Annotated in this window: 15 protein-coding genes; 5 read left to right on the forward strand and 10 right to left on the reverse strand. The window is 70.4% G+C overall.

The window, feature by feature from the left end; genetic code table 11:
* Positions 1-447: 447 nt before the first annotated feature.
* The 3 genes from E4099_RS03195 to thyX all read right to left on the reverse strand — a co-directional run bounded on the left by E4099_RS03195 (position 448) and on the right by thyX (position 4,089).
* Positions 448-2,133, reverse strand: a complete 1,686-nt coding sequence (locus E4099_RS03195; RefSeq protein WP_135337360.1) for a ribonuclease J — start codon at positions 2,131-2,133, stop codon at positions 448-450.
* A 101-nt stretch (positions 2,134-2,234) separates the two neighbouring features.
* Positions 2,235-3,134 (reverse strand): 4-hydroxy-tetrahydrodipicolinate synthase, encoded by a 900-nt coding sequence (gene dapA / locus E4099_RS03200; protein WP_135337361.1) that lies wholly within the window; start codon positions 3,132-3,134, stop codon positions 2,235-2,237.
* Positions 3,135-3,345: 211 nt separating this feature from the next.
* Positions 3,346-4,089, reverse strand: coding sequence for an FAD-dependent thymidylate synthase (gene thyX, locus E4099_RS03205; protein WP_135337362.1), 744 nt, complete (start codon positions 4,087-4,089; stop codon positions 3,346-3,348).
* 340 nt (positions 4,090-4,429) lie between these two features.
* On the opposite strand from thyX, the gene E4099_RS03210 reads away from it, so the two are divergent.
* Positions 4,430-5,005 (forward strand): hypothetical protein, encoded by a 576-nt coding sequence (locus tag E4099_RS03210; RefSeq protein WP_135337363.1) that lies wholly within the window; start codon positions 4,430-4,432, stop codon positions 5,003-5,005.
* 35 nt (positions 5,006-5,040) lie between these two features.
* On the opposite strand, the gene E4099_RS03215 is transcribed toward E4099_RS03210, so the two are convergent.
* The 7 genes from E4099_RS03215 to eccD all read right to left on the reverse strand — a co-directional run bounded on the left by E4099_RS03215 (position 5,041) and on the right by eccD (position 13,590).
* Positions 5,041-5,505 (reverse strand): tetratricopeptide repeat protein, encoded by a 465-nt coding sequence (locus E4099_RS03215; RefSeq protein ID WP_135337364.1) that lies wholly within the window; start codon positions 5,503-5,505, stop codon positions 5,041-5,043.
* Positions 5,506-5,510: 5 nt separating this feature from the next.
* Positions 5,511-6,263: a 4-hydroxy-tetrahydrodipicolinate reductase gene (gene dapB, locus E4099_RS03220; protein ID WP_135337365.1), complete on the reverse strand. Its 753-nt coding sequence runs from the start codon at positions 6,261-6,263 to the stop codon at positions 5,511-5,513.
* Between the two features lie 18 nt (positions 6,264-6,281).
* Positions 6,282-7,661, reverse strand: coding sequence for a M16 family metallopeptidase (locus E4099_RS03225; protein WP_135337366.1), 1,380 nt, complete (start codon positions 7,659-7,661; stop codon positions 6,282-6,284).
* Entirely contained in the window at positions 7,658-9,874 is a 2,217-nt protein-coding gene (locus tag E4099_RS03230) for a polyribonucleotide nucleotidyltransferase (protein WP_135337367.1), read from the reverse strand. Before E4099_RS03230 ends, E4099_RS03225 begins: the two co-directional genes overlap by 4 nt.
* A 386-nt stretch (positions 9,875-10,260) precedes the next feature.
* Positions 10,261-10,548 carry a 30S ribosomal protein S15 gene (gene rpsO / locus E4099_RS03235; protein WP_135337368.1) on the reverse strand — a complete coding sequence of 96 codons (288 nt, stop codon included), beginning with the start codon at positions 10,546-10,548 and terminating at the stop codon, positions 10,261-10,263.
* 226 nt (positions 10,549-10,774) lie between these two features.
* Positions 10,775-12,109, reverse strand: coding sequence for an outer membrane protein assembly factor BamB family protein (locus E4099_RS03240; protein WP_135337369.1), 1,335 nt, complete (start codon positions 12,107-12,109; stop codon positions 10,775-10,777).
* A gap of 23 nt (positions 12,110-12,132) precedes the next feature.
* Complete coding sequence (gene eccD / locus E4099_RS03245) at positions 12,133-13,590, reverse strand: type VII secretion integral membrane protein EccD (protein WP_135337370.1); 1,458 nt, start codon at positions 13,588-13,590, stop codon at positions 12,133-12,135.
* Between the two features lie 176 nt (positions 13,591-13,766).
* On the opposite strand from eccD, the gene eccCa reads away from it, so the two are divergent.
* The 4 genes from eccCa to E4099_RS03265 all read left to right on the forward strand — a co-directional run bounded on the left by eccCa (position 13,767) and on the right by E4099_RS03265 (position 20,895).
* The gene (eccCa, locus tag E4099_RS03250; protein ID WP_135337371.1) at positions 13,767-17,723 is read left to right on the forward strand and encodes a type VII secretion protein EccCa; all 3,957 of its coding nucleotides are present in this window, start codon (positions 13,767-13,769) and stop codon (positions 17,721-17,723) included.
* Between the two features lie 245 nt (positions 17,724-17,968).
* Entirely contained in the window at positions 17,969-18,430 is a 462-nt protein-coding gene (locus tag E4099_RS03255) for a hypothetical protein (RefSeq protein ID WP_135337372.1), read from the forward strand.
* A 9-nt stretch (positions 18,431-18,439) separates the two neighbouring features.
* Positions 18,440-20,608 (forward strand): hypothetical protein, encoded by a 2,169-nt coding sequence (locus E4099_RS03260; protein WP_135337373.1) that lies wholly within the window; start codon positions 18,440-18,442, stop codon positions 20,606-20,608.
* Between the two features lie 62 nt (positions 20,609-20,670).
* The gene (locus E4099_RS03265; RefSeq protein WP_135337374.1) at positions 20,671-20,895 is read left to right on the forward strand and encodes a hypothetical protein; all 225 of its coding nucleotides are present in this window, start codon (positions 20,671-20,673) and stop codon (positions 20,893-20,895) included.
* Positions 20,896-20,958 lie beyond the last annotated feature (63 nt).

Here is a 20,958-nt window from a genome sequence, read left to right on the forward strand (position 1 = left end):
TCCTCGCTGTGTTTTTTCTTCAAAGGAACCTCGTCCCAGACCATCAGGCCCGGAGACGGGGTATCAACTAATCTGGCGTTGACTTTTGGCACGCTGTTGAGTTCTCAAGGAACGGACGCTTCCTTCGTACTCACCCTCTCGGGCTTTCCTCCGGGCGCTTCCCTTCGGTGTTTCCAACCTTACCAGATCCGATTTTCGTTCTTTCCGCTTCTCGAAAGTCGCGGTCGGTCCGAAATTTCATTTCCGGTGGCCGTTGGAGGGCCTTAGCCTTTCGGCTTTGCCGACTTTATCAGAATTCTCTGAGCCGGTTTACCACCCGATCCGCGGGTCGCACAGAGGCACTGAAGCGCCGCGTGTTCCCCATCAGGTGGAGCCGTAAACGTACTGGAGCGGGGCGCCCGATGCAAATCGAGCGCCCCGCTCCTGAGTCCTTGTCAGAACCCTTGGTCAGACCTCGACCACGACCGGGAGGATCATCGGCCGGCGGCGGTAGGTGTCGGAGACCCACTTGCCGATCGTGCGACGCATCAGCTGCTGCAGCTGGTGGGGGTCGGCGACGCCGTCGGAAGCGGACTTGGCCAGGGCCTCGTCGATCTTCGGCAGCACCTCGTTGAAGGAGGCGTCATCGATGCCGGAGCCCCGTGCCTGGATGTGCGGGCCACCCACGATCTTGCCGGTGGTGCTGTCGACCACCACGAAGACCGAGACGATGCCCTCCTCACCGAGGATGCGCCGGTCCTTGAGCGAGGTCTCGGTGACATCGCCGACCGAGAGCCCGTCCACGTAGACATAGCCGGCCTGCACCTTGCCGCTGATCTTGGCGATGCCGTCGACCAGGTCCACCACGACGCCGTCCTCGGCGATCACGCAGCGGTTCTTGGGGATGCCGGTCAGCGCGCCCAGTTCCGCGTTGGCGCGCAGATGGCGCCATTCGCCGTGCACCGGCATCAGGTTCCGCGGCTTGCAGATGTTGTAGAAGTACAGCAGCTCACCCGCGGAGGCGTGTCCGGAGACATGCACCTTGGCGTTGCCCTTGTGGACGACGTTGGCGCCCCACCGGGTGAGGCCGTTGATCACGCGGTAGACGGCGGTCTCGTTCCCCGGGATCAGGGAGGACGCCAGGATCACGGTGTCGCCCTGGACGATCCGGATCTGGTGGTCCCGGTTCGCCATCCTCGACAGCGCGGCCATCGGCTCGCCCTGGGAGCCCGTGCACACCAGCACGATCTCGTCGTCGGGCAGGTCGTCGAGGGTCTTCACATCCACCACGAGACCGGCCGGGACCCTCAGATAGCCCAGGTCCCGGGCGATGCCCATGTTGCGCACCATGGAGCGGCCGACGAAGGCCACCCGGCGGCCGTACTCGTGGGCGGCGTCCAGGATCTGCTGGATCCGGTGCACATGGCTGGCGAAGCTGGCCACGATGATGCGCTTCTGCGCGCTCGCGAAGACCTGCCGCAGCACATTGGAGATATCCCGCTCCGGCGGGACGAAGCCGGGTACCTCGGCGTTGGTGGAGTCCACCAGCAGCAGGTCGATGCCCTCCTCGCCGAGCCGGGCGAAGGCCGGCAGGTCGGTGAGGCGGCCGTCCAGCGGCAGCTGGTCCATCTTGAAGTCGCCGGTGTGCACCGCCATGCCGGCGGGGGTGCGGATGGCGACCGCGAGGGCGTCCGGGATGGAGTGGTTGACCGCCACGAACTCGCAGTCGAAGGGGCCGATGCGCTCGCGGTGCCCCTCCACCACCTCGAGGGTGTACGGGCGGATGCGGTGCTCCTGCAGCTTGGCCTCGATCAGGGCGAGGGTCAGCTTGGAGCCGATCAGCGGGATGTCCGGCTTCTCGCGCAGCAGGAACGGAACGCCGCCGATGTGGTCCTCGTGCCCATGGGTGAGCACGATGCCTTCGATGTCGTCGAGGCGGTCCCGGATGGAGGTGAAGTCCGGCAGGATCAGGTCGACTCCGGGCTGCTCCTCCTCGGGGAAAAGCACTCCGCAGTCGACGATCAGCAGCCGGCCGTCGTACTCGAAGACCGTCATGTTGCGGCCGATCTCGCCCAGGCCGCCGAGCGGGGTGACGCGCAGGCCGCCCTTGGGGAGCTTCGGCGGGGGGCCGAGTTCGGGATGCGGATGACTCAAAAGACTCTCCTCACCACACACGCCACATGCCCGGGGGCATATGGCGCGCGTGACATTCGTGCACTTGCTTGATCTTCGGTATTCAGTTGTGAAGTCCGTGATTACAGCTGTACCCCGCCCGCGGCAAGATCGCGCTTGAGCTGCTCGGTCTCCTCCGGGCTCAGCTCGACCAGCGGCAGCCGCAGCGGGCCGGCGGGCAGACCCAGCAGGGCGAGTGCCGCCTTGGTGGTGATCACGCCCTGGGTGCGGAACATGCCGGTGAAGACGGGCAGCAGCTTCTGGTGGATCTCGGTGGCCTTGACGACGTCGCCCGACTGGTGGGCTTCGAGCAGGGCGCGCAGATCGGCGCTGACCAGATGGCCGACAACGGAGACGAAGCCGACGGCGCCGACCGAGAGCAGCGGCAGGTTGAGCATGTCGTCGCCGGAGTACCAGGCCAGTCGCGAGCGGGCGATGGCCCAGCTGGCGCGGCCGAGGTCGCCCTTGGCGTCCTTGTTGGCGATGATCCGCGGGTGCTCGGCCAGCCGCACGATGGTCTCGGTGCTGATCGGCACGCCGCTGCGGCCCGGGATGTCGTACAGCATGACCGGCAGGCCGGTGGCGTCCGCGATAGCGGTGAAGTGCCGGAAGAGCCCCTCCTGCGGGGGCTTGCTGTAGTACGGGGTGACCGCGAGGAGGCCGTGGGCGCCGGCCTGCTCGGCGGAGCGGGCGAGCTCGATGCTGTGCCGGGTGTCGTTGGTGCTCGCGCCGGCGACCACATGGGCGCGGTCTCCGACCGCCTCGACCACAGCTCGTACGAGCTGTGCTTTCTCCGCGTCAGTGGTGGTGGGGGACTCGCCGGTGGTGCCGTTGACGATCAGGCCGTCGTTGCCGGCGTCCACCAGATGAGCGGCGAGCCGCTGGGCGCCGTCGAGGTCGAGGGCGCCGTCGGCGGTGAATGGCGTGACCATGGCGGTCAGCACCCGCCCGAAGGGGGCTTGCGGAGTGGATGTCGGAGCCATGGGTCCAACGCTACTCGTAGCCGGCCCCGAGGTGCTCCTTCGGGGCGCCGAGATGGAGCCCGGCACTGCCTGCTCGGGGGTTCAAGCAGTGCCGGACCCGTGTGGCCAGCCTAAAGGAATGCCACGAAATGCCGCAATGCGAACAATACGGACAGGTTTTGCCGTTGCCCCGTATGCCCGCCGGCCCGGCCGCTCCGGCGCACCGCCGCGGTCACGGCGCGACGCGGCCGTTGGTGTTGAAGGCCGCGTAGGTGAGGGGCATCAGCTTCGCCCACTCGGCCTCCATCAGTTCGCCCACCATCTCGATCTCGCGCTGCGGGAAGGACGGCACCCTGGCCTGCTCGTGCTGGGTGCGCAGCCCCAGGAAGTGCATCAGCGAGCGGGCGTTGCAGGTGGCGTACATGGAGGAGAACAGGCCGACCGGCAGCACCGAGCGGGCCACCTCCCGGGCCACCCCCGCGGCCAGCATCTCCTGGTAGGCCTCGTAGGCGTGGCGGTAGGCATCCTCCATCACCCGACCGGTGAGCTCCTGCTGCGCCTGGGTGCCCTCCACGAACTCGTACTTGCCCGGGCGCCCCTGCTGGACCAGCTTGCGGGCCTCCCCCGGCACGTAGAAGACCGGCTGCAGCTCGCGGTAGCGGCCGGACTCCTCGTTGTACGACCAGCCGACCCGGTGCCGCATGAACTCCCGGAAGACGAAGATCGGGGCGCTGATGAAGAAGGTCATCGAGTTGTGCTCGAAGGGGCTGCCGTGCCGGTCCCGCATCAGGTAGTTGATCAGGCCCTTGGAGCGCTCGGGGTCCTTGCCGATCTCGTCCAGGGACTGCTCACCCGCGGTGGAGACTCGGGCAGCCCACAGCACATCGGTGTCGGAGGCGCTGTGCTTGACCAGCTCCACGGTCACATCACTGCGGAAGCTGGCCTGCTGCACGCTGTCGCTCAGGGTTTCGGTCACCGGCGGGGTCCTTCCAATCGCATCGCACGGGCGCCGCCCAGCTTACGGGCCACCACCGACAGCGCCCCGGTCACCCGGCGAAACCGGGTGCGGTCGGGAGAAGAGGGGTGCCCACTGACAAGTTTCCCCGAAGTCTCCGAAACCCGGCATCAAGCGGGGCTTTCTTCCGTCTTGTCGGGCGGCAGAACCCGTCCCCGCCGTTCAGGAGTGCCGTCCGGTGTTCCTGACGATCGTCCTCTCACCAGGTGCGGCGCTCGGAGGCGTCGGACGGCCGCTGAGGGGGCTGGGATAGCCTCACGCGCACAGCCCGCCGTCCGTGCGCGTGAGTGAGGACCCAGTCTTGCCCCTGCCGTTCCTGACCTCAGACCGCTACGCCGACGACTCGGCGGCCGATGCCGAGCCGCTGCCGTACGAGGAGCAGGAGCGCTGGCGCCGTCCCTACCGCCCGGGTCCGTGGCGGGTCGGCGGCGCCGCGCTGCTGCTCCTACTGGCCTCGTACGTGCTGTTCTCCTCGCTGATCATCGCGATGGCGGGCGCCCTGGCCGGCGCCGGGGTGTGCGTGGCCGCCGCCACCCTGATCATCGTGGCCGCGGTGCGGCTGGTGCGGGTGGGGCTGTGGGTGAGCGAGGAGGGGCTGCGGCAGATAGGGCTCTTCGGCACCACCACCGTCCTGTGGAGCCGGGTGGCTTCCGTCCGCACGGTGCAGCAGCCGGTGCGGTTCCTCGGCCTGCCGCGCACCGTGCAGGGGCAGGCGGTGGTGGTGGAGCTGACCCGCACCGAGCCGCTGCGAGTGATCATCACCGACCGGAACGCGGACTTCCTCGGTCGCGGTGAGGCCTTCGACATGGCCGCGGACGCGATCGAGGGCTGGGCCGCGCCCCGGGGACGTGCCCGGGGCGCGGCCCAGCCCTCCTAGGAGCGGCGCGGCGCGCCTGGTGAACCCGCGGACCGCTACCGGCCCGGGCTGCTCCTGACCGCTCGCTGGTCGTGCAGCGCGATGGCGCGCTGCATCGCCTTGCGGGCGCGCGGGGTGTCCCGGGCGTCGTGGTAGGCGACCGCGAGCCGGAACCAGGAGCGCCAGTCGTCCGGCGCCGCCTCGGCCTCGGCGCGCCGCCTGGCGAACACCGCGTCCGCGGAATCCCGGTCGATCCGGCCGCCGGGGGTGCGCACCAGCTCGTCCACCGGCAGGCCGCCCTCCGCCTCCAGCTCGCGGGCGAGCCGGTTGGCGTCGCGGGCGAACCGTGTGGTCTGCCAGAGGAACCAGGCCCCGATGAACGGCATCACCAGCACCGCCACCCCGTAGGCGACGGTGACCACGGAGCCCTGCCGGATCAGCAGCACGCCGCGGCTGCCGACCAGGACGAAGTAGACGACCAGGACGGCCGCGAGAACGAAATATGTGATCTTCGCGCGCATGGCCCTCAGTCCAGATCCAGGAAGTGTTCCAGGCCGAAGGTGAGGCCGGGGGCCGAGGGCACCCGCCGGGCGGCGAGCAGGATGCCGGGCATGAAGCTGCTGTGGTGGGTGGAGTCGTGCCGGATGGTGAGGGTCTCCCCGGTGTCCCCCAGCAGCACCTCCTGGTGGGCCAGCAGCCCGCGCAGGCGCACCGAGTGCACCGGCACCCCGTCCACGTCCGCGCCGCGCGCGCCGTCCAGGGCGCTGACCGTGGCGTCGGGCTGCGGGGCGCAGCCGGCCTCGGCCCGGGCCGCCGCGATCAGCTGGGCGGTGCGGGTGGCGGTGCCGGACGGGGCGTCCGCCTTGTTCGGGTGGTGCAGCTCGATGACCTCGACGGACTCGAAGAAACGCGCCGCCTGCTGGGCGAACCGCATGGTCAGCACGGCCCCGATGGAGAAGTTCGGCGCGATCAGCACACCGACCTCGGGAGCCGCCGCCAGCCAGGTGCGCAGCTGGGCGAGCCGCTCCTCGGTCCAGCCGGTGGTGCCGACCACGCCGTGGATGCCGTGCCGGACCAGGAAGTCGAGGTTGCCCATGACCGCGCCCGGGTCGGTCAGCTCGACGGCCACCTGGGCGCCCGCCTCGACCAGCGTCTCCAGCTTGTCCCCCCGGCCGATGGCCGCGACCAGTTCCAGGTCCTCGGCCTCGGACACCGCCCGTACCGCCTCGGAGCCGATCCGGCCCCTGGCGCCGATGACGGCCACACGCAGCTTGCTCATTGCTCGATCCTTCTCCGGTTAGGAAACCGCTTCGTGCAGGCGGGCTGCCTGCTTGTCCTTGAGCGGGCCGATGACGGACAGCGAGGGTCGCCGGCCCAGCACCTCGGCGGCCACCTCGCGCACCTCGTCCGGGGTGACGGCGGCTATCCGGGCCAGCATGTCGTCCACCGACATCTGCTCGCCCCAGCACAGCTCGCTCTTGCCGATGCGGTTCATCAGCGCGCCGGTGTCCTCCAGGCCCAGCACGGTGGAGCCGGAGAGCTGGCCGATGGCCCGCCGCAGCTCCTCGTCGGACAGCCCGTGCTGCGCCACCTGGTCCAGCTCGTCGCGGCAGATCCGCAGGACGTCGTGGACCTGGCTGGGGCGGCAGCCGGCGTAGACCCCGAAGAGGCCGCAGTCGGCGAAGGAGGAGGTGTACGAGTAGACGCTGTAGGCCAGTCCGCGCTTCTCCCGGACCTCCTGGAAGAGGCGGGAGCTCATGCCGCCGCCGAGCGCGGTGTTGAGTACGCCCAGCGCCCAGCGCCGGTCGTCGGTGCGCGCGATGCCCGGCATGCCGAGCACCACGTGCGCCTGCTCGGTCTTGCGGCCCAGCAGTTCGACGCGGCCCGCGGTGCGGATGGTGCGGGTGCCGTCGCGCGGGCCGACCGGGACGGCGTCGGTGCGCTCCAGGGCCCCGGCCCGGTCGAAGGCGCGGCGCACCAGCCGGACCACCTTGGCGTGGTCCACGTTGCCCGCGGCGGCGACCACCAGGTGGGTGGGGTCGTAGTGCTTGCGGTAGAAGCGGCGGACCCGGTCGGCGGTGAGCGCGTTGACCGTGTCCTCGGTGCCCAGTACCGGTCGTCCCAGGGGGGTGTCGCCGAACATGGTGTGCGCGAACAGGTCGTGCACGCAGTCGCCCGGGTCGTCCTCGGTCATCGCGATCTCTTCGAGGATGACCCCGCGCTCCGCGTCCACGTCCGCCGGTTCGATCAGCGAGCCGGTCAGCATGTCGCAGACCACGTCGATGGCGAGCGGCAGATCGGTGTCGAGCACCCGTGCGTAGTAGCAGGTGTACTCCTTGGCGGTGAAGGCGTTCATCTCGCCGCCGACCGCGTCGATGGCGGCGGAGATGTCCAGCGCGCTGCGCCGCCCGGTGCCCTTGAAGAGCAGGTGCTCCAGGTAGTGGGTGGCGCCGCCGAGCGCGGGGGTCTCGTCGCGGGAGCCGACGTGCGCCCAGATGCCGAAGGTGGCGGAGCGGACCGAGGGCAGGGTCTCGGTGACCACCCGGAGCCCGCCGGGCAGGGTCGTCTTACGCACCGTGCCGATGCCGTTCTCGCCCTGGAGAAGGGTTTGGGTACGGGCGACGGCCCGCCCCTTGGTGGAGGGGCGGGCCGTCGCCTGGTGCCGGAGGGACGTCACTTGGCGGCTTCGTCCTTCTCGTCTTCGGCGCCCTCGCCCTCGATCACCGGGATGAGGGAGAGCTTGCCGCGCTGGTCGATCTCGGCGATCTCGACCTGCACCTTGGAACCGACCGCGAGGACGTCGTCGACGTTCTCCACGCGCTTGCCGCCGGCCAGCTTGCGGATCTGCGAGATGTGCAGCAGGCCGTCCTTGCCGGGCAGCAGCGAGACGAAGGCACCGAAGGTGGTGGTCTTCACGACGGTGCCCAGGTAGCGCTCGCCGACCTCGGGCATCGTCGGGTTGGCGATGCTGTTGATGGTCGCGCGGGCGGCCTCGGCGGCCGGGCCGTCGGCGGCACCGATGTAGATGGTGCCGTCGTCCTCGATGGTGATGTCGGCGCCGGTGTCCTCCTGGATCTGGTTGATCATCTTGCCCTTGGGGCCGATGACCTCGCCGATCTTGTCCACCGGGATCTTGACGGTGATGATCCGCGGCGCGTTCGGGGACATCTCGTCCGGAACGTCGATGGCCTCGTTCATCACGTCGAGGATGTGCAGTCGCGCGTCGCGGGCCTGCTTGAGGGCCGCGGCCAGCACCGACGCCGGGATGCCGTCCAGCTTGGTGTCCAGCTGGAGGGCGGTCACGAAGGCCCGGGTGCCGGCGACCTTGAAGTCCATGTCGCCGAAGGCGTCCTCCGCACCGAGGATGTCGGTGAGGGTGACGTAGTGGGTCTCACCGTCGATCTCCTGGGAGATCAGGCCCATGGCGATGCCGGCGACCGGGGCCTTCAGCGGCACACCGGCGTTCATCAGCGACATCGTCGAGGCGCAGACCGAACCCATGGAGGTGGAGCCGTTGGAGCCGAGCGCCTCGGAGACCTGGCGGATGGCGTACGGGAACTCCTCGCGGGTCGGCAGCACCGGGATCAGCGCCCGCTCGGCCAGCGCGCCGTGGCCGATCTCGCGGCGCTTGGGGGAGCCGACGCGGCCGGTCTCGCCGGTGGAGTACGGCGGGAAGTTGTAGTTGTGCATGTAGCGCTTGCGCGTCTCGGGCGACAGCGTGTCCAGCTGCTGCTCCATGCGAAGCATGTTCAGCGTGGTGATGCCCAGGATCTGGGTCTCGCCGCGCTCGAACAGCGCCGAGCCGTGCACCCGCGGGATGGCCTCGACCTCGGCGGCCAGCGTACGGATGTCCGTGACGCCGCGGCCGTCGATCCGCTTCTTCTCCTTGATCACGCGCTCGCGGACCAGGGACTTGGTCAGCGAGCGGTAGGCGGCGGAGATCTCCTTCTCGCGGCCCTCGAACTGCGGCAGCAGCTTCTCGGCGGCGACGCCCTTGATCCGGTCCAGCTCGGACTCGCGCTCCTGCTTGCCCGCGATGGTGAGGGCCTGGGCCAGCTCGTCGCGGATGGCGGCGGTCAGCGCCTCCAGGACGTCGTCCTGGTAGTCCAGGAAGATCGGGAACTCGGCGGTCGGCTTGGCGGCCTTGGCGGCGAGGTCGGACTGGGCCTTGCACAGCACCTTGATGAAGGGCTTGGAGGCGTCCAGGCCGGCGGCCACGATCTCCTCGGTCGGCGCCTCGGCGCCGTCCTTGACCAGCTGGATGGTCTTCTCGGTGGCCTCGGCCTCGACCATCATGATCGCGACGTCGCCGTCCTCCAGGACGCGACCGGCGACGACCATGTCGAAGACGGCGTCCGCGAGCTCGGTGTGGGTGGGGAAGGCCACCCACTGGCCCTTGATCAGCGCGACGCGCACACCGCCGATCGGGCCCGAGAACGGCAGGCCGGCCAGCTGGGTGGAGGCGGAGGCGGCGTTGATCGCCACCACGTCGTACAGGTGGTCCGGGTTGAGCGCCATGATCGTGGCGACCACCTGGATCTCGTTGCGCAGACCCTTCTTGAAGGAGGGGCGCAGCGGGCGGTCGATCAGCCGGCAGGTGAGGATGGCGTCCTCGGAGGGACGGCCCTCACGGCGGAAGAACGAGCCGGGGATGCGGCCGGCGGCGTACATCCGCTCCTCGACGTCCACCGTCAGCGGGAAGAAGTCGAGCTGGTCCTTGGGGTTCTTGGAGGCGGTGGTGGCCGACAGCACCATGGTGTCGTCGTCCAGGTAGGCCACCGCGGAACCGGCGGCCTGGCGGGCCAGGCGGCCCGTCTCGAAGCGAATGGTGCGGGTGCCGAAGGCGCCGTTGTCGATGACTGCCTCGGCGTAGTGGGTCTCGTTCTCCACCAGGGGTTTCTCCTCGTCTGCGTCCCTCGTCCGTGTGACGGGGACGGTGGCGGCGGAGCGCCCCTGCCCGGTTCTGGCGACCGGGCCGGTCTTCGATCGAAGCCACCGGAACTATTGATTCCGGGAGCCACTACCGAGGACCGGCGCCTGCGGCGCCGACGGCGGGAATGAGGCGCTCAGCCTCGTTCGTTATGGCGTTGTCTGGGTCCAGATTACAAAGCTTCGGCCGACCTCACGACGGCGGAAGCCTCCGGATCCACGCGGTGCCGGGCACCGCGGCCGGGTGTCGCCTCGGGTCGGCGGCACCCTGGTACGGGCCCGTGCGGGTCCGTACGTACGGCAAAGGGAGCGGCCCCCGAGGTGGGAACCGCTCCCTTCACGACGTCTTACTTGGCGCCCGCCGCGCCGCGGCGGATGCCCAGGCGCTCGACCAGCGCGCGGAAGCGCGTGATGTCCTTCTTCGCCAGGTACTGCAGCAGGCGACGGCGCTGGCCGACGAGCAGCAGCAGACCACGGCGGGAGTGGTGGTCGTGCTTGTGCATCTTCAGGTGCTCGGTCAGGTCCGAGATGCGGCGGGTGAGCAGCGCGACCTGAACCTCGGGGGAGCCGGTGTCGCCCTCCTTGGTGGCGAACTCGGCCATGATCTGCTTCTTCGTGGCGGCGTCGAGCGACACGCGGTACTCCTTGAATACTTGTTTCAGCCACCGAGTGCCCCTGGTCTTGGTCTCAGGGGAGCTTCCGTTACTCGGGAGGCGGGGCACGCTGGGCGCTGTCTCCAGAGCTCTCTGCTGTCTCCAGATGGAGGACTCCGGGGGCGCGTACACAAACGGCCGTCACACAGCGTACCAGGCTCGCGCTCGGGCTCGGGGCGGGGCCGTGTTCACCCCGCCCGGAGGCCGGTCACGGCCCGAAGGCCAGCAGCAGGGTCTCCTGCGCCCCGGCCCCCGTCAGACGGTCGGAGGCAAGGTAGAAGCGGCCGTCCCGGTAGGCGTACCGAGCCGAGTAGAAACCGCTCTCGATGTGTCGGGCGAGCGCCGGGTGCCGCAGCACGGTGCGGGGCGGGCCGCCCTCGGGGCCGATACGGACCACCGCGCCGGGGTGGTCGTACCCGGCGGCCTGGTACGCCAGCAGGCTGCGGCCCTCGGCGCGCAGCGGGTACAGCAGCCGGCCCGGGGCGCGCAGCGTCCACCGCCGGCGACCGGTCCGCAGGTCGAAGGCGTGGATCCGGTTGGACAGGCCGTCGCCGTGCCGGTCCATGGCGGTGGGCAGGAAGCAGGTGTCCGCGGTGGCGGCCACCCCCTGGCAGCCGTCGATGTCGGAGCCGAAGAGGTCCATGGGGCAGCGCGGCAGGTACACGGTGCGGCCCAGGTCGAGGGTGGCGCGCCGGGTGCCCCGCTCGGTGAGGGAGAGCACCTCGGTCCGTCGGGTCCGTTCGTCCCGCACGGCGATGACCACCGGGCGGGTCGAGTAGACCTGGTCGACCGTGAAGCCCTGGCGCAGCGGGTACGTCCACGCCACGGCGCCGGTGGCGGTGTCCAGCCGCTGGAGCCCCGCGGTGCCGTCCCCGCAGGTGTAGCCGCGCAGCAGGGCCGCGCCGCCGGCGAAGCCCTGGATCGAGCAGACGGGGCCCGGGTCCTCGGCCGGCAGCCAGGCGCCGTCGCCGAGCCGGACCAGGCCCGAGCCGCCCAGCCAGGCCAGGCCGACCAGCCCGCCGCTCTGCGCCAGGCGCAGCGACGGGTGGGCACCGCCGGGACCGGGGACGGGGCGGTCCCAGAGCCGGACGCCCCTGGCGATGTCGATCAGGGTGATCCGGTCGCAGTCGGCCTCGACGCGGCTCTGGTAGGCGATGACGACCTTGCCGCCGGTCTCGGTGCGGGGGGCCGCGCAGACCCGGTGCGGCAGCGGGACGCGCCACCGTTCGCGGCCGTCGTCGGCATAGGCGATGACGGCGGCCTGGACGGCCTTGACCAGATAGCCGTCGCGGACCCAGAAGCCGGGGATGTCCACGCCGGAGCGGGGCACCTGGGGCGCGGGGATCCGGTAGAGCACCCGCGCCTCGCCGCTCCGGGGCGGTACGTCCGGGTGCCTCGGCGGGTCCGGGACGGTGCCGCCAGACGCGGTCGGCGCGCCGCCCTGGCGGCCGGCGGCCAGCACGCCGGCCACCAGGGCGGCCGCTCCGAGTAACGCGGCCACCGCGGCGAGCACCGCCCACCGCACGGGCCGGGGCCACGACATCGGCGTACGCCTTGGGGGCCGGATCAGCTGGTCAGGCTCCGTACCGAGGTGTACAGGTCCAGCACCGCGAAGCACAGCGGCACCAGGGACAGCAGCAGGGCGCCCTCGGCGAGGTCCGAGACCCGGCCCCAGAAGGGGGTCAGCCCCTTCTTCGGCACGATGAGCCCGATCGCGGTGAACAGCGCCCCGCCGCCGGCCACGGCGGCCGACAGCCACAGGGTGCGCACGTCCATGTCCTTGCCGTGGCCCTGCAGCATGTCGATGACCTGGTCGATCGGCGGGTTGAGGGCCAGGCCCAGGATCAGCATGCCGAGCGCCAGGACGCCGGCCACCAGCAGGCAGACCACCTGCGCGGTGTAGCGGAACAGCCGGGCGCGCAGCAGCGCCGCCAGGCCGCCCGTCAGCGCCAGCACCTGGGCCCAGGTGGAGCCGGAGAAGCCGAGCACGATGGCCGAGGCCACCACCACGGCGGCGCAGCCTGCCAGCAGGCCGAGCAGCAGTTCGTGGCCGCGCCGCGCCTGTGCGGCGATGCGCTCGGCCTCGTCGGGCCCGGGGGCGCGGGAAGCGGCGGGGGCGTCGGTGTCGCCGGTGGAGCTGGGCGCGGCGTAGCCGATGGGCAGGCGGGCCACCCGGGTGGAGAGTCCGGGCAGGAAGCCGATGACGCCGATGGCCACCACCAGGCACACGGCCGCCGTCTCGGTGGGGCGGGCCTCCTTCACGGTGGCTCCGTACATGGCCAGGACGCCGACCGCGGAGGCGAACGCGGCCGCGACGAACGGGGCGTCACCGGTGGGCATCAGCGCCACCAGCACGATGGAGACCAGCAGGACGGCGGCGCAGCCGAGCATGAACTGGAGCCGGCCGATGCCCTCGCCGTCGTCCAGCGGGAGCGCCCCGGAGCCGGCGATCATCACATGCGGCAGTGCGGCCAGGCCGAGCGCCGCGGCGGAGGCCCGGTCCTCGTACACCCGCGCCCGGGCGGCGGCCAGGGCGGTCAGCAGCAGGCCCAGGACGCCCGCGACGATGCCCGGCAGACCGTGCATGTCGTGCCTGACCGGGTCCGCGTACCACAGCACCAGGCCCAGCAGCACCAGCAGCAGCGCGCCGCCGATCAGGCCGCCGACGCGCAGGAACCGGTCGGACCACAGGGTGCGGTCGCGGGTCACGGCGGAGGCGATGGCGTCCGAGACGTCGTCGTGCACGGCGGGCGGCAGCGAGGCGGCGAAGGGCCGCAGGGAGAGCAGCTCGCCGTCGTGGATCTGCTGCGCGATCAGCGAGCGGTTGCCGTCCAGCACGGTGCCGTCCATGCGCACCAGGTGGTAGCCGGTGGGTGCGCCCGCCGGCTGGGTCTGGCCGGCCAGCCGGAGGATCTCGGGGTAGACGTCGGCGACGGCGATGTCCTCCGGGAGGGCTACATCGATACGGCTGTCAGGCGCGACGATGGTCACCCTGCAAAAGCCGGTCGTAGCGGACGTAGTCACCTTCAAGGCCCCCTGTTTCGCGGTACTGCTGGGTGTGCGTCATGCACGTGGCGGCCACCCTACCCAGGTCCGCGGCGCCGTACGTCGGTAGGATCGCCGTCTCGCGGAGGGAGGCCGTCGCCACGGGGGCGTCGGAGCGGACACATCCCTGTCGTGCGGAGGGGTTGAAGCATCCGGTGAGCCAGATCGTCGTCAAGCGCCCGCCGCGGGCGCTCCCGCCGGAGGTGCCCAGCGAGGAACTCGCCCTGCAGCCGCCACCGGAGCTGCCGAGGGGGCGTCAGGAGAGCGTCCTGATGCAGCTGCTGCCCACGCTGGGCATGGGCTCCTCGATGGTCTACTTCTTCATGCCGGGCGCCGCTCCGATGATGAAGATCATGGGCGTCATGATGATGTTCTCGACGGTGGGCATGACCATCGCGATGTTCATCCGGCACCGCCAGGGTTCGCAGGGGCAGATGGCGGACACCCGCCGCGACTATCTCAAGTACCTGGCGCAGACCCGCCGTACGGTCCGCAAGACCGCCCGGTTGCAGCGTGACGCGCAGTTCTATCTGAACCCCGCCCCCGACCAGCTGTGGGCCATCGTGGCCGAGGGCAGCCGGGTGTGGGAGCGGCGGACCACCGACGGGGACTTCGCACAGGCGCGCATCGGGCTGGGACTCCAGCAGTTGGCCACTCCCCTGGTGGCTCCGGAGACCGCTCCGGTGGACGAGCTGGAGCCGCTCACCGCCGGGGCCATGCAGCGGTTCCTGGACACCCACGGCTCGTTGGACGGACTGCCGGTGGCGGTGTCGCTGCGCGCCTTCTACCACGTGGCCATGGGGGGCGATCCGGAGACGGTGCGCGGTTCGGCCCGCGCCCTGGTGGCGCAGTTGGCGACCCTGCACTCGCCGGACGACCTGGTGCTCGCGGTGGTCACCGCGCGCGGCGGGACGGCGCAGTGGGAGTGGGCCAAGTGGCTGCCGCACGTACAGCGTCCGGAGGCGGTGGACGGGGCCGGCTACCGGCGTCTGATCGGCGATGACCTGACCGAGATCGAGGACCTGATCCGGCCGCTGGTGGACGGGCGTACGCGGTTCAGCCGCGACGCGCAGCCGCTGCTGGACCAGCCGCACGTGGTCGTGGTGCTGGACGGTGCGCTGGTGCCGCCGGACTCGATGTTCGCCGCCCCCGAGGGCCTCCAGGGCGTGACCCTGGTCGAGATCGTCCCCGGTGAGCTGGACGAGCTGCGCGGCGGCCTGTCCGTCCTGGTGGAACCCGGCAGGCTGCAGCTGCTGTCGCAGGTGGCCGGTTACGACGGGGTGCCCGACGTGCTGTCCCTGGAGGCGGCCGAGGCGCTCGCCCGGCGGCTGGCGCCGCTGCGGCTGGGCGGCGGTGGCGATGACGACGAGCCGCTGCTGGCCAACCTGGAGTTCACCGATCTGCTGGGCCTGGGCGACGCCGGCTCGGTGGACGTGGCGCGCACCTGGCGGCCCCGGTCGCTGCCGGAGCGCCTGCGGGTGCCGATCGGTGTCGGGGAGAACGGCGCCCCGGTGATGCTGGACCTCAAGGAGGCGGCGCAGGACGGCATGGGCCCGCACGGGCTGTGCGTGGGCGCCACCGGTTCCGGAAAGTCGGAACTGCTGCGCACCCTGGTGCTGGGGCTCGCGGTCACCCACTCCTCGGAGACGCTCAACTTCGTCCTCGCGGACTTCAAGGGCGGCGCGACCTTCGCCGGCATGTCGGGGCTGCCGCACGTCGCGGCGGTCATCACCAACCTCGCCGACGACCTCACGCTGGTCGACCGCATGCGCGACTCGATCACCGGTGAACTCCAGCGGCGGCAGGAGCTGCTGAAGTCGGCGGGCAACTACGCCAACATCCACGACTACGAGAAGGCGCGCGCGGCCGGTGCCCCGCTGGAGCCGGTCGCCTCGCTGGTGCTGGTGATCGACGAGTTCAGCGAGTTGCTGACCGCGAAGCCCGACTTCATCGACATGTTCATCCAGATCGGCCGCATCGGCCGGTCGCTGGGCGTGCATCTGCTGCTGGCCTCGCAGCGGCTGGAAGAGGGCCGGCTGCGCGGTCTGGAGACCTACCTCTCGTACCGCATCGGCCTGCGGACCTTCTCCGCCGCCGAGTCGCGCACCGCGCTGGGCGTGCCGGACGCGTACCACCTGCCCTCGGTCCCGGGCTCGGGCTATCTGAAGTTCGGCACCGACGAGATGGTGCGCTTCAAGGCCGCGTACGTCTCGGGGACCTACCGCACCGGGACCACCACCGACCTGGGCAGCGGGCCGCTGCCGATCGAGCGCCGGCCGGTGCTGTTCACGGCGGCCCCGGTGCCGGTGACCTACACCGCGCCGGACCCGGAGGCGCTGCTGGCGGCGGTCCGTCCGGAGGACGACGCGCTGGCCGACACCGTGCTGGACGTCATCGTCCGCCGGTTGGAGGGGCAGGGGCAGCCGGCCCACCAGGTGTGGCTGCCTCCGCTGAACGAGGCCCCGTCGCTGGACCAGATCCTCTCCCCGCTGGCGGTCTCCCCCGAACGCGGTCTGCATGTGGCCGGCTATGCGCGCAGCGGGGCGCTGGTGGTGCCGCTCGGCATCATCGACAAGCCCTTCGAGCAGCGCCGCGACATCCTCTACCGCGACTTCTCCGGCGCCGCCGGCCACATGCTGATCGTGGGTGGCCCGCGGTCCGGCAAGTCGACACTGCTGCGCACCCTGGTGAGTTCCTTCGCGCTCACCCACACCCCGTCCGAGGTGCAGTTCTACGGGCTGGACTTCGGTGGCGGCGGTATGAGCGCGATCTCCGACCTGCCGCACGTGGGCGGGGTGGCGTCCCGCCTGGACCCGGAGCGGGTGCGGCGTACGGTGGCCGAGGTCGCCGGCGTACTGGGGCGCCGCGAGGAGTACTTCCGCGCCCGCAACATCGACTCCATCGACACCTACCGGCGGCAGCGGGCCGCCGGCGAGCACGCCGACCAGCAGTGGGGCGACGTCTTCCTGCTGATCGACGGCTGGGGCAACTTCCGGCAGGACTACGACATCCTGGAAGGCATCGTCACCGACATCGCCGGGCGCGGTCTGGGGTACGGCGTCCATGTCGTCATCACCGCCTCCCGCAACATGGAGGTCCGGCCGGCCCTCAAGGACCAGCTGCTGGGCCGGCTGGAGCTGCGGCTCGCCGACGCGATGGACTCCGAGTTCGACCGCAAGGTCGCCGCGAACGTGCCGGCCGGCGTGCCGGGCCGCGGCCAGCTCCCGGAGAAGCTGCACTTCATGGGCGCCCAGCCGCGCATCGACTCGGGCAGCAACCCGGAGACGATGACCGAGGCGACCACCGAGATGGTTCGCGCGATCAACGAGGCGCTGGTCGGCCCGCCGGCGCCGCGGGTCCGGCTGCTGCCGCGCAAGCTGCGCGCCGAGGACCTGCCCAAGGGCTCGGAGTTCCGCCAGCAGGGCGTCGCCATCGGCATCGACGAGACCAACCTGGAACCGGTCTTCGTCGACTTCGAGACCGATCCGTTCTTCCTGATCTTCGGTGAGAGCGAATCGGGCAAGACCTCCCTCATCCGGCTGCTGGTCAAGCAGATCACCGAGCGGTACGGGCCGGAGGAGGCGAAGATCGTCGTCGGCGACTACCGGCGCTCCCTGCTGGGCGTCATCCCGGACTCGCACCTGCTGGAGTACGCGCCGATCGCGCAGTCCCTGACAGTGCACACGGGGGCGCTCAACGCCCTGATGGAGCGGCGCGCTCCGCAGCCGGACATCACACCGCAGCAGCTGCGCGACCGCAGTTGGTGGTCCGGTCCGCGGTTCTTCGTCATCATCGACGACTACGACCTGGTCTCCACCAGCAGCGGCAATCCGCTCGCGGTGCTGACCGAGAGCCTGCCCTTCGCCCGCGATGTGGGCGTGCGTTTCATCATCGCCCGGAACTCCGCCGGTGCCTCGCGGTCGATGTTCGAGACCTTCATGCAGCGCATCAAGGAGCTGGGCGCCCAGGGTGTGGTGCTCTCCGGCGACCCCAGCGAGGGCGATCTGCTCGGCGGCGTCCGGCCCCGCCCGATGCCCCAGGGCCGCGGCTTCTTCGTCTCCCGCAGGCGGGGCGCTCCGCTGGTCCAGCTGGGGTGGCTGCCGGAGCAGTAGAGCCGCGCCGGAACCCCGGAGCCGTACGGTCCGCGATCAACCCGCCACGGACCGTACGGCTCCGGCGTATCCCCGTACGCCCCAGGTCAGGGCCACTCTCCCGGCTTGTCCCGGCCCGCGTAACAGGTCTGTCATCGCCCCTTCGCAAGGTCGCACAGCAGTGCGCCTCCTTGACACTTTCTTGGTACCTTCCGGTGGATCAAAGGTTTCCTGAAGTCAACTCGGTGGCAAACACGGGGGTTTCTGTGACATTCGAGGATGAGTGGGGAAAGCTGCGTTCCGATGCCGCGCAGCGCCTGGCCGGAGGTACCCAGCTGGACCGCGTTCCGGACGACCCGCCCGGCGGCGGCTCGACCGACCTGTCTTCCTCTCCAGCCCGCAAGGCCGCCGCGGTGACGGCCCTGACCGAGCATGTGCGGCCGGACGTCTCGGACGGCGGCAAGGCGCCGCACGAGACCACCACGGCGGCGGGCACGGACTTCAAGGACTGGGCCACCGGCAAGGCCATCACGGAGATGCTCACCGCGTGGGAGACGTCCGTCTCCGTCCTGCAGTCCCGTCTGGGCGCCGAGTCGGAGTCGTTCAACGGCACCAAGAAGCTGTTCACGACCAATGACAACAAGCAGTGGAACCAGTTCACCCTGCTGAACCCGCCGAACACCACAGTGCCGTACGGGCCCGGCCTGTCGGACTACAACCTTCACTGAGGGAGAGCCGTGCTCACCTACCAGCAGGTCATGGACGCCAACCTCCCCGCGCTCACCACTGCGGCGAAGGAGTGGGACAACGCGGCGAAGAAGTTCGACAGCGCCAAGACCACCTATGACGCCCAGGTCAAAAGCGTCACCACGGACGGTTTCTGGACCGGCGAGGCGAACCTGTTCGCCCAGCCCCAGACCAACGTCAGCTCTCAGCAGCTCCAGGCCGCCGCGCACGAGGCGCGGGCCATCGCCTCCCTGCTGCGGGACGCGCACACGCAGCTCACGGAGTTGGTGAAAAAGGTGAAGGCCGCGGTGGCCGACGCCCAGGACGCCAACATGAAGGTCAACGAGTACGGCGTGTGCAGTTGGAACGGCGATCCCGGCGCCCGCAACGACCCTGAGCTCCCCGGCATCGTGGCGAAGTGGACCGCGCACATCGACGACGCCGTACGCGCCGTCGACGATGCCGACCAGGGCGTCAAGCTCGCCCTGACGGCGGCCGTGAAGAGCCCCGACCCCACGCTGCCCCACGGTTTCAACGGCAAGGCGGTCGACGACATCGAGAAGGTCGAGGCCCAGCGCGCCTCCGATCTGAAGACCAAGCTCGACAACGGCAAGCTCACGCCCGAGGAACTCGCCGAGATGCAGCGGCTGTTCCGGGACAACAAGGGCGACCAGGCGTTCACCCAGACCTTCCTGACCAGTGTCGGCCCCCAGGGCACGCTGGAGTTCAACAAGCACCTGCGCGACCTGATGGGCGACGACAAGAACAACAAGGACGCCTACCAGTACCTCCGCGACTCGCTGGCCACCACGCTGGCCACCGCCACCCAGGACACCAAGTCGCCGTTCTACGACACCTGGCGCAAGGGCCTGCGCGAAGCGGGCGTGAAGAACTTCGCCGACAAGGGCGATCAGACCGCCCTGCGCGGCTACCAGCTGCTGGTCGACCTGATGGGTCAGGGCAAGGGCTACAACAAGCAGTTCCTCTCCGACCTCGGCGACGACATGATCGCGGCGGAGAAGAAGAAGGACGACCTCTGGCTCAAGTGGGGCAACGGCCACCCCGACTACGTCCAGGACCCGGTGGACGGCCTGCTCGCCATCATGAGCAAGCAGCCCGACGCCGCCACCTACTTCCTGGACGCCGGCGCGGACGGCAAGGCCAACGACCACCTGCGGTACCTGCTCAACGACCGCAAGTGGCCCAAGGAGTTCACCACCACCCCGTACGGGATGTACGAGAGCGGCAAACCGCTCTACGACTTCTTCGGCAGGGCGGGGCTGGGGGCCGCCATGGAGGCGGCGGCCACCGGCGAGATACCGGGCACCAAGCACGAGGTGGGCGGGCACACCGAGGCCCAGGCCCGGGTCATGCGGGACACCATCAACGTGCTCAACGAGCAGAAGCACCCCGACAAGCTGCACGCCCAGCTCCGCGGCCCGCTGGGCAACATGCTCGCCGACTACACCGCGGACACGCACCACATCCTCGCCCGCGACTTCACCGACTACAACAAGTGGAACAACACCAACGGCCAGGTGTGGACCGACGAGAACGGCACCCACATGGCGGTGGACAAGTTCAAGCTCGCCAAGATCATGCGCGGGGTGGCCGACGACCCCGCGGCCTTCGCCACCATGTACGGCGCCGAGCGCCAGTACGCGGCCAACGTCATGGGCATCACGGACTTCAACAACAAGGAGGCGCGCGCCGCCGTCATCGGGGAGGCATCCTCCGCTCTCGGCTTCTACGACGGCGTCCGGGCCGATGTGATCCTGGACAAGCGCGACGCGGCGGTCCAGTGGGCCACCGACGTCCGCCACCATGTCACCACCTCCTCCGGCGTCCTGCTCAACTTCATCCCGGGCGAGGTCGCGCCCGGAGTGGACATGCCCAAGGGCGTCAAGGTGGGCGCCGACGTGCTCAACCGCCTGGTCGACTTCGCCATGTACGACTGGGCCAACGGCCAGATAGCCGAGGCGAAGTACGAGGGGGGCGAGGACAACGCCAAGACCTTCCTCAGCGGGCAGAAGGAGGTCGACCTGATGGCCACCGAGTGGGCCAAGAAGAACGGTGTCAGCGAGTCCGACGACTACGCCCTGCGGAACCTGCTCCAAGCGGCCCACGGGGAGCACATAGACGCCCGCGACGAGGTGTTCGTGGCCGTGCGCCGCGAGTAGTCCCACCGGCACGACCCCGCCCTGTGGGCAATGCCCGCCGACGCCGGTTCGCCGTCGGATCCGTGGCTGCCGCGGGCTTGCCGGTGGCCGCCGGTGAAGTCTTCCACTTCACCGGCGGCCACGACTTCTGGCGCGACACCGCCTCCTTCCGCGACGCCTGCCAGGGGCTGCTCGACCGGGCGCCGCGCTCGGCCCTGTCCAGTGCCGCCGTCCGCGCCCAGGCCGGTGACGACCTCTCCTCCCGTCGAACACGGCCGAGGCGGGTCACCTCACGCACTGCGAGGTGAAGGACCGCCATGGCGAGGACGTCGTTCACGGCGGACATTTACTGGGCGTCGAAGCCCCCCGAG

This window comes from Streptomyces palmae, assembly GCF_004684805.1.
GTDB classification, from domain to species: Bacteria; Actinomycetota; Actinomycetes; order Streptomycetales; family Streptomycetaceae; genus Streptomyces; species Streptomyces palmae.